At 37.6% G+C, this 9,497-nt stretch carries 6 protein-coding genes; all 6 read right to left on the reverse strand.

Going from position 1 to position 9,497, the window contains the following annotated elements:
• Positions 1 to 47 precede the first annotated feature (47 nt).
• The 6 genes from X939_RS0121300 to X939_RS0121330 all read right to left on the reverse strand — a co-directional run bounded on the left by X939_RS0121300 (position 48) and on the right by X939_RS0121330 (position 9,031).
• Positions 48 to 791, reverse strand: a complete 744-nt coding sequence (locus X939_RS0121300) for a CPBP family intramembrane glutamic endopeptidase (protein WP_025765301.1) — start codon at positions 789 to 791, stop codon at positions 48 to 50.
• A 714-nt stretch (positions 792 to 1,505) separates the two neighbouring features.
• A complete protein-coding gene (locus tag X939_RS0121310; RefSeq protein WP_025765302.1) occupies positions 1,506 to 2,690 on the reverse strand; it encodes an 8-oxoguanine DNA glycosylase OGG fold protein in 1,185 nt (394 codons plus the stop codon).
• A 688-nt stretch (positions 2,691 to 3,378) separates the two neighbouring features.
• Positions 3,379 to 4,191: a hypothetical protein gene (locus tag X939_RS0121315; protein WP_025765303.1), complete on the reverse strand. Its 813-nt coding sequence runs from the start codon at positions 4,189 to 4,191 to the stop codon at positions 3,379 to 3,381.
• Positions 4,192 to 4,193: 2 nt separating this feature from the next.
• Positions 4,194 to 6,737, reverse strand: a complete 2,544-nt coding sequence (locus X939_RS0121320) for a DEAD/DEAH box helicase (RefSeq protein ID WP_025765304.1) — start codon at positions 6,735 to 6,737, stop codon at positions 4,194 to 4,196.
• The gene (locus tag X939_RS0121325) at positions 6,730 to 8,292 is read right to left on the reverse strand and encodes an Eco57I restriction-modification methylase domain-containing protein (protein WP_025765305.1); all 1,563 of its coding nucleotides are present in this window, start codon (positions 8,290 to 8,292) and stop codon (positions 6,730 to 6,732) included. The genes X939_RS0121320 and X939_RS0121325 overlap by 8 nt, the downstream gene beginning before the upstream one ends.
• A complete protein-coding gene (locus X939_RS0121330; RefSeq protein WP_025765306.1) occupies positions 8,279 to 9,031 on the reverse strand; it encodes a hypothetical protein in 753 nt (250 codons plus the stop codon). Before X939_RS0121330 ends, X939_RS0121325 begins: the two co-directional genes overlap by 14 nt.
• Positions 9,032 to 9,497 lie beyond the last annotated feature (466 nt).

A 9,497-nucleotide genomic window follows, 5' to 3' on the forward strand; every position in this document is an offset into this window, starting at 1 on the left:
TTGCCAAACCAATTTTCAGCCCAAGCAACCTCTTCGGTACCGAAAGTCTATAACAAATAAAATATGCTGTAAATCATGCCAAGGTTAAATCCGGCGTGACAAATAATTGCGCCCAAAATCGAGTTTGAAAATCTTCTAAATGCAGTAAAAAGTATGCTAACCAGAAACATGCTACTAACCCATAGCAAGGTAGGGATCAACAGAAAACGCCATTGATCATTGATAAATACCAACCCAAAATGAGCGATATGGGTGAGGGCAAAGGCAGAAGCATCCACTATGGAAGCCATTTTGTCTTCTAACGATTTGGCAAAACTAGCGTGGACGACTCCCCGGAAGAATAGTTCTTCTCCGATCGGACTAAAGGTCATCCCCGTGACCGCCATCACAGCGAAGAGAATCTTTTTATCCTCAGCTCCTATACCCGAGGGGATATTATAGGATCGACCGATATAATGATACCAATTTTCAAAGGTATTTCCATAGAGGCTATTTCCGATCCAGTGCAGCATAAGACTCACGGCGATGCCAACGGAAAAAGCCAAGACTAACGACCAGTAATTCTTGGCCCATTTCACCCCAATTTCGTTCCGGCCATATTTGGTCAAAAAAAGCAAAGGGGCAAAAGCGGAAATCAGCATGATGGCACCAATGCCCCCATAGCTCCCGGAAATATTCGCCTTAAGCACCAAAATAAACCGGGGAATACAAATGATGCCGATCAAAAACAAACCAAATTTCCAGTCAAAGGAAAAGATATTACGCCAAAACGGCCTTAGCTCATTGTTCATGCTACAATATTTAGGGTAGGTGTTCCAAAGATAGCGCTACGTTGGAAAACTATTAAATGGATAAAAGAGTCCGCTCCCCAGACATAAAAAAATATATAGAGCGCCTTACCTTCGAACCACTACTCCCCTACTAAAAACGCTTTCTTGCCAGGATCCAAGACAAACCCGAAAAAAGAAATCTTGATGTAAAGGAGCCCAGCCCCGAAATTGTATTAACTAAAATACCACATTAATATCGCTTTATTTTTAGGCATTACACCCGTTTCTTTAAGTCGCATTAGAAAGAGACGCTAACCTTTTCTTAACCATGGTTATCGATCGGCTGTCGGCAATCGGCTGTAGGCTGTAGCCCGCTGGCGATCGGCTGTGGGCTGTCGGCAATCGACCTTTTGCCCTGCAAACCCAGAATGGCTCGCATAATATTGATCGGATTATGGGTTAAAAATGCAACCCTAAAAAACTACTCACTCCATAAGTTTCGGTCTTGATTCGTGATTCATAACCAGCACCCCAGTCCATAGCCCAAGGCCAACTACTGATAGCCACAATCACCAAGCTTCCGCTCCTGTCTTAGCTTATATAACCTCCAAAACCCTGAAAGGCTGGAATTTTTATAGATGATTTTTTGAACCATCATTTCCAAACCCCGAAGGGGTGAAATGATTATTGAAAGACAAACCGGTAACAGGATATAAGTAGTTAAGAATACAACGATTAATCCATTTTAGTAAAAGTAATAGCGCCTGCTTTATTCTCTGAGGAGATGTCAACTCTGGAAACTCGGTATCCTTGTGACAACCAAGCGACTTTCTGTACATGATACTCAGAACTCGTGTTTCCCCAAAATAGGGCCGATCGGGTAAATGCCCATGTTGGCAACTTGTTCGTAGTATCCCTGCTGAGTTGGATTTCAATTTCATGTATGGTTAAAACTATTGATTTCAATCCTTTAAGTGAGCATTCTCTAAGATATTCTTGCAGATAATAGTATTTCTTATTCGCCGTAAGTGGTTCTATGGCGACAATATTTGGAATAGTCCTTGGTACCGCTATTCGTGGAGTTTTAATTTCTACCAAAAAATTATCACCACCAAAATGATCGACAATGATCTTCCATAACTGTTTTCTAGGATTACTGGGGTCGGGGTTTAATTTTAGAGACTGACCAAATACAAATTCTTCAACTTTGGCTGGAGTAACTTGTTGCTCTTTATTTAATTCATTCAGTTTTTTAGTCCAGGTATTGAAATCTACTACATACTGATTGTAAAGCGCCGCCTGCTTTTGCAGAGAAGAAGGAAGCTTTACGGCGTATGCTAAATTAGTATTTATACCCTTATACGCTAACCGATGAATTTGAGCGGTTTGTATCGTTAAGGAACAATGAGCATTGGACGTCCATTTATCTAAAATTAGAGGCTTTAAAGACACATCATGTAACTGCCCTAAGAAAAAGAACAACTTAGTATAATAAGCATATCCGATGCCCGGAAGATCATGATCCCCATTAGGAGCAAAGCTTAAAAACAAATCATACATTTCACCAGATTTTATTTTTTGCTCTGCATATTGAATTGCTTGTTCTACTTTTTCTATGGGATGTTCCAAGATCTTTCTAAATGGAGTATCCATTCCTTCTGCAGTTTGAGGTCTGTTCGCATTAATCCCTCCCCACATCAGAGACGCAATAAATCCAGTATAAGGATTCTCCGAAAATAGGTTAATCACCTCCTTACGTTGCAAATTTCTGTTAGGAAAGCGCTTATATATTTCATTGACTACTTCGTAGCCTTTGTAGCGGTCGTAACTGGCATTCCATAATGTAATCTGCTGGACTGGAGCATTTATAATTCGATCGTGATTTTCTAAAAGATACTTGGGAATAGAGGGGTTGTCCATGATGATATAGTAATATTAATGAAACTTTTCCGGTGATATTGCAGCAGATTTATACCCACCCAAGCAAAACATTTCCCTAAATAAATCTACTGGTTTGGTTAGCAAAAGTGAGGGAACGGTATTTCTTGAAATGCCCATAGGACCAAAGTAATTCTGAATATTGAACCTTCTACATACAACAATTTACTGTTTAGAATGAGATATTTTTGATTTGACTCTTCATCAAAGTATTAATAGTGATTTTCTAATGTTTTTTGCTTCGGTGATTTGGTTTGATATTGGCTGCGATTTCTTGCCTTTCACCTACCTTTCGTAATATTTTGCTGCCAGATTTAGGTTAAGTATTCAGCTAAAAACCCACTTCCCCAACTTTTAGAAATTCTATTCAATTTGATACCCTCCGGCTCTTAGAGCCTGACAAAACCTATCTATGCGGTCTATGGCCCATGCCAGACGGAAGTATGAATCTAAAAATCACTCCGATAGACCAGATTGTCAAAGGAGCTAAGGAGATTGACCGGCGTGAATTTGATTAGGAGAAACAGCGAATCGAATCAATCCTTAATTTGGGATGATTCGATTCGCTTTACATATAATATCGTTTTATTTTACGTCCATATTGAAATATTTTGATGTGCGAAGGCGAAAGCCGTCGGCTTTTTTTGTGCCGTTTAATCAAATGTGACTATTAGCCAAAATTTAGATTAATTGCCGGATAATCATAATATTCAATTGCCCTAAATATTACTTTGTCCAATACGCCATTTTTACTTTGTGTTTGTTCAATCCAATGTCCATGTTCATTTAGTGTATACTCGTATTCCTCGAAAACTTCTTTTTCTGGAAATTTACAATGAATGCTTTTCAATAAGCCGTTTTCATTCCATGTTCTTTTATAAAAAATCTCATTCGATACTTGCCCATCATCCTGAAAGCTTGTTTCCTTAATTACATTTCCTAAACCATCATACATCATTTTGCTCCAAGTAATAACTTCATTACCATTTCTACATGCTTTTGTTTCTATCAAATAATTATTCTCATCAAATTTACTCATAATGGTATAGTCATTTGACAAGGGACGATCTTTATTAGTTTGTAACACAAAATCATGTGTATAAAAGCTTAACCATTCTTCATCATTGAAAATTGAATCATTACCAGTAATATGCCTTTCTTTTTTAATTATAATTCGACCGTCATCATCATAAATAAACTCTGAAATCATACCTATTTTGTTAGAATAAGTATCAAAAGTCATAATGGCAACTATTATTCCTGAACTGTTGTAGGTAAATATATTCTTATCACTTGATGTTTTTGTTGTTCGAATATTTTCAGTTAAAATACCATTTGGACTAAAACATAGTTTATCCGACCCAACGAAATTCTTTTGATCACTGAGGTTTTTGCCCCTGGTTATACGGTATTCCCACTCAGTAACTGTTTTAAAATTCGACTCATACTTTATAAGTAAATTTTCGAATCGTTCCAATAGCATAATCAATCTTCATTTAAATAAATTTCTTGATGTTCTTCCCTGGTAAGGACCGTATCATATCCTCCAATATTCTCCCCCTCGTGCTTGTTGATACCAGTATATTCTAAGCTGGCATTCTCATACTGTTTAAATTTAAAAACTGCATCATTCATTAGTCCCGAATTGAATACTCCGAGGCTGACCAACAATTCAAAGTCTTTAACTAACAACCCGGTAACTTTTTTAAATAGTCCGGGTTCTAACTGAGTGACTACATCTTTCAAACTACGTTCCCTATAATCTGTTAAATACATAAAAACAGGAATACGGGTAGCAAATTTGATCAACTTATCCTGGATCGTTTTCCTCAAACTCTTGTATTCCTTCTCTTCAACAGATATCTCCTTCTTTTTTTCACGGGATAGTTCGGTATCACCTACATCTTTTTTAGCTTTCTTAACGGCCTCCGATTTGTTAATTATAGTTTCAATATCCTGATTTAAAGACCGGAAACCTTCTATATTCATCAGAGCATGCATCGCTTCCGAATTTTTCATTAATCTAGCTAGGGTATTGTTATCTACATTCACTAACAAAGCACTTTCCCATCTTCTAGCAAGCAGTGTAGCAGTGGTTCCACTTAGTGCCATATCCAGTATTCCAGCAGCATCAACCTGCTTCATAAAACTACCATCAAATGCCAACACGGGTAAGAAATTAATAAACTCGGCAACTTTTACTTCGGGGTTCGCTTCATTTACATCGAGTCGACAACTGTAATCCGCTATTTGCTTTAATGCCCTGTCTGGTGCAAAATCGAATACATAACATTCTTCTTTGAGAATTTCCTCCTTATTTGGAGATTTACTATCTGGGTTTTTAATTACCCATGGTGTTTGTACCCGGAAGGCAGCTTGGAAATAAGTTTCAGGGCTGGAAGAATTGCGGAGCATAAAAATACCTGTCCATGGCTTAACAGAGACACCTGTTGTGAGCTTACCACAGGAAAGTGTAATTGTTTTGGACTCCAAAGGGTTATCTGTCATTGCCTCTAATACCGGAAGTAAAGCTTCTACGCCAATGCCCGCACTTGTTCCAGCGGCCACAACCACATTATAGTCATGATAAAATTTATTTTGTCTCTGCTTTAATAAACTGGCCATGGCGTTACATGCCGCAACTGATGGCAAAAACCAGAAAGTATGATTTAAAACATTTAAAAGAGGAGCATGAGAAAAAGGCATAGGTGGCTTTTGTGCTCCCAATTTTAAATTTTCCACTGTTGTTTCACTAAATGAGCCACGTATGAGATCCAGCCATTTTTGGACTTCGTCTTCATACTTGAAGCGCCAATTATTACCCTTTCCTTCCGCTGTGAAAAATATATTCAAATCGAAGCCATCAAACTCACCTTGCATGGCAATCCGTCGGATAGAGTCTGGCAATTGATACGTAAGCATTACCATTCTTGGCAATGATGCATATGGGTTAACGCCACCGACCCAATTCTCTTTGGCCTTTTGCTCGTCTGAGTAGGTCCAATTAAATATTTGTTCTTCTATAAATTCACCAGAATTGATAGCTCGAAATGGTGTACCAGACAAGTATAAAAAATGATTGGTACTAATTGGAATTATCTTTTCTAAATGTTCTGCCTTGTCTTCTTCAGCAAACCCTTCCTTTTCAATCTTTTTGTAATCTTCAATTTCCGTTTCGGCTTCCACGTCTTTCCCGAATAAATCTTTGGCATTTTCACGCCATGCACCGTAATGGTATTCATCAAAAATTATACAATCCCATACGATGGTGTGTACCCATTCGTTTCTAGCCTTGATGCCTCCTGTATTGGTATTTCTGCCCAAATAGTCTTGAAACGAGCCAAAGCAGATTAAGGGGTTTTTTGTAATAATATCTTCCTGAGACAGGTCCGTAGCATTTTTAGATATAAACTGCCAACCTTCAAAATCAACATGGGTTAGCAAATCTTCTTTCCAGGCATCTTCCACAGCTGGCTTAAAAGTGAGAACCAAAACTTTTTTCCACCCTAATTTTTTAGCCAAATGATAACTGGCAAATGTTTTGCCGAAACGCATTTTGGCATTCCACAAAAAATGAGGAGTCATACCATGATTCTCAGTGCGAATTCTTTGGAAATAATTACTGGTTTTATTTACGGCTTCTTCCTGCTCCGGTCGCATTGTAAAGCTATGTACCCGGCTCGCTTCTGTTCGTTCACCCGTTTTTATTTCCCAAATAGCTTTACGTAAATCATTTACGGTACATTTAAACCATTCTCCTTCGGGATTTGCAAAAGCTTGTTTACGAAGATGACGATGGATATCACGGTCAGTAAAGGAATTACCATCCCGTTTCATAGCTGATTCTTCAAATACAATTTTGTACTGAATAGCTGCAGTACCTAGCTGCTCTTTTATTCGTTGTTGTGCATTACGATCAGTAAATCCGATTTTGAGCAATCCTTTATGCGTAGCAACTCCAACCAATTCGTAAGCATAAATGGTGGGATTGGCAGATGGACGAGGAGGGAAGAATTCTTTCTTATTCATTTTCTACGCCATTTGGGGATAAGTCCTTTGGCCGTATCATACTTTCAATAAAGTCGATTTCTTCCGTAGTTAATTTGTATTTTTTGTATAGTTTTTCATCTGTCCATTTTTCAGAGAAATCTTGCATAGGGACAAATTCATAAACTCCTCTTCTAGCCTCTTGGGTTATTTTTTTGAGAGAAACCAAAAAGTGAAAAAATTTGGTCCCAATGTATGAAAGGATATTTTCTATGGTCTTATTCGATTGAAAGGGACCAATCACAAGGTAAGTTTCACTTGTGCATGATGGATTATCGGGTAAAAAAGGTTTTATAATATCGGTTTTACAATCTCCTGTGCCGATGGCTTTTGCTACAAATAACTTATTTTGATTCAACCAATCCGGGTTCTTTTGCACATATTTAGTATCAATGTATCCAACGCCATCTTTTCTCCATCCGTTGTAATAAAACTTAACACTACCTTCGAAGTATTTGAGTTTATATTGGGGTTTAACCCGTTTCATGCTGCCTTTTACCCTAACATCAAACCCAAAAGGATCATTTGCACTAATTAACTCTGAAAAGCTTTTCTCACTTTTTGCTTGAACTTTCTTCAAGATAGGTATAGCTTCATTGTATCGAATAAAGGTTGAAGCCCCATCTTCCAGTAAGGAGCGTTCACTTTCTGAAACGATTTTATTACCTGAGTGTGTGTAAACTTTACAAAGCCCTTCATTATCCCGGTCCCATAGAAAATAGTTTACACCTCCCTTTATTTCAACTCCTGGAAAACAATCTCTTGCATCTTGAAAATCATGAATTATTCTCAAACTTTTATCTCTTAACATTTTTTCTCTAAACTCTGTGAGTTCACCAACTCTGCCACCAGCAAACCATCTTGCTGGTATAATCATTGAAATATATCTAGGCCTTAGTTTAATAGCTTGCTCCACAAATTTATGATATATGGGCTTAGCGCTCGCCCCATGGCCACCATCATTTAATTGATAGGGTGGATTACCAACGATAACATCAAATTTCATATTGAATATTTTTTCAGGATTGTCTGTGTGAATAAAATTATAAGCATGGGTTTCCATAGCATCTTCTCGGCTGTACACTTCCTTGTTTGCGCCGCAATAAATGCATTTCCCGCTTTGCCATGTGTGTTTAATACTTTCGTAGCGTATATTACCTTGCTCGTTATCAAAACTTTCGCAAATGGAGTATTTTCCATTAGCAGTTTTGGAACAGTACACGCTTCTGCGAGAAAGCAAAGCAGTTAAGTCGGTAATGGCAATACCGTACAATTGTTGACCAAAAATATGGTTAATGCGTTCCTGCTTATCGGTAATTTGAGCTTCCAAGCCATCCATTAAACGTTTGGCCATTTCCCGAAGAAAAACACCACTTTTAGAAACAGGGTCTAAAAACTTAGCACCGGGGTTGCTCCACAATTCGCTAGGGAGCAAATCTAAAATATCGTTTACCAAACTCGGTGGTGTAAACACTTCGTCGTTACTCAAATTGGCAAGACATGAGAGCACATCCGGGTTATAGTTAGTTTGTACCATCTTCCCCAAGTTTTAAGAAATGTATAGGTTGATAGTCCTGTATTTCCTTATCGAAATACTGAGCATTATTGTTTTCATCAAACATGGATAACTGAAAGCTTTGCTGCACAAGAAACTGAAACATAAAATCTTTCCTTTTCAGTAGAGTACCGTTTAAAGGCTTCCATTCCGAAAAAATGATAGGCCGTTTCGTAACTGGATTAGTAAAATCCAATGCATCACCCCAAAGTATGTTTTTATTTAAAAGGTACTTTATGCTGCGTCTGCACTCTTCCTTATAATTATCATTAAACAGAGCAATGTAATTTTCATCGAAGATTTTAAAAAGTCTTTCACGGCACTCGACTGCATTATCTTCTAAAATATCAACTCCATAAATGCTAGAAACCGCAAGTACCGCATATCGTTCCCATTCAAATTGGCTTTTACTATATCGACTGTCAACTACTGAAAGTTTTCTTTTTAATACTTCTGCCAAGAAATTACCATTACCACAAGCAGGTTCTAAAAATGTAGATTCAATTCGCTCCGTTTCGTGTTTCACTAAATCCAACATGGCGTTAACTTCCTTTTCATTGGTAAATACCTCCCCGTGTTCGGCAACTCTCCTTTTTGATTTAACCTGAGAGTTTTTATCCAAATTTATCACCATTCTAATTTTAATAACAGGTTCCCCGAATTGAAATCCATAAAGCTTTTGAAATAAATAAATATAATTAGGCACTTCTAACCAGAACAAAGATATAAGCCTACATTCATTCTAAAATACTACCCAACCCAAATATAACCAAAACTACTGTTTGTTTAGTACCTTCCTATAGATATCAGGCATCCTTCATTAAGCTATTATTGTGATTTAATGAGGCAAGTAGCTGTGGAGTCAGTTTCTTCGAAACCGTTTTAAGTTCAATTCATATTAAATCCAAGACTATATATCCCTAATTTCTTCAACGATAAAAGCTCCAAGGCAACGGAAGGATTAAAGTATCCAGCAGGGAAGGATATACGTAAAATTCATTTTTTACTATCAAAGCTCTGCGCTTGAAATAGATTGCATACATAACAATAATACTTGACATGTATGGGATCAAGCCAAATTCTTGGGGGGAAGAGTTAGGGATTCATGCATAGAGTTTAGATAGTCTGAAAAGGAAGAATGAAATGTCCCTTACGCCTCGGGATGTGGATCTGAATGCTTTGATTTT

It is taken from the genome of Dyadobacter tibetensis Y620-1, assembly GCF_000566685.1.
Classification (GTDB): Bacteria; Bacteroidota; Bacteroidia; order Cytophagales; family Spirosomataceae; genus Dyadobacter; species Dyadobacter tibetensis.

Bases quoted from the DNA above. Each gene is read 5' to 3' on its own strand.
- X939_RS0121315 (WP_025765303.1), bottom strand. From the start codon at position 4,191: ATGCTATTGGAACGATTCGAAAATTTACTTATAAAGTATGAGTCGAAT.
- X939_RS0121310 (WP_025765302.1), bottom strand. From the start codon at position 2,690: ATGGACAACCCCTCTATTCCCAAGTATCTTTTAGAAAATCACGATCGA.
- X939_RS0121300 (WP_025765301.1), bottom strand. From the start codon at position 791: ATGAACAATGAGCTAAGGCCGTTTTGGCGTAATATCTTTTCCTTTGAC.
- X939_RS0121325 (WP_025765305.1), bottom strand. From the start codon at position 8,292: ATGGTACAAACTAACTATAACCCGGATGTGCTCTCATGTCTTGCCAAT.
- X939_RS0121320 (WP_025765304.1), bottom strand. From the start codon at position 6,737: ATGAATAAGAAAGAATTCTTCCCTCCTCGTCCATCTGCCAATCCCACC.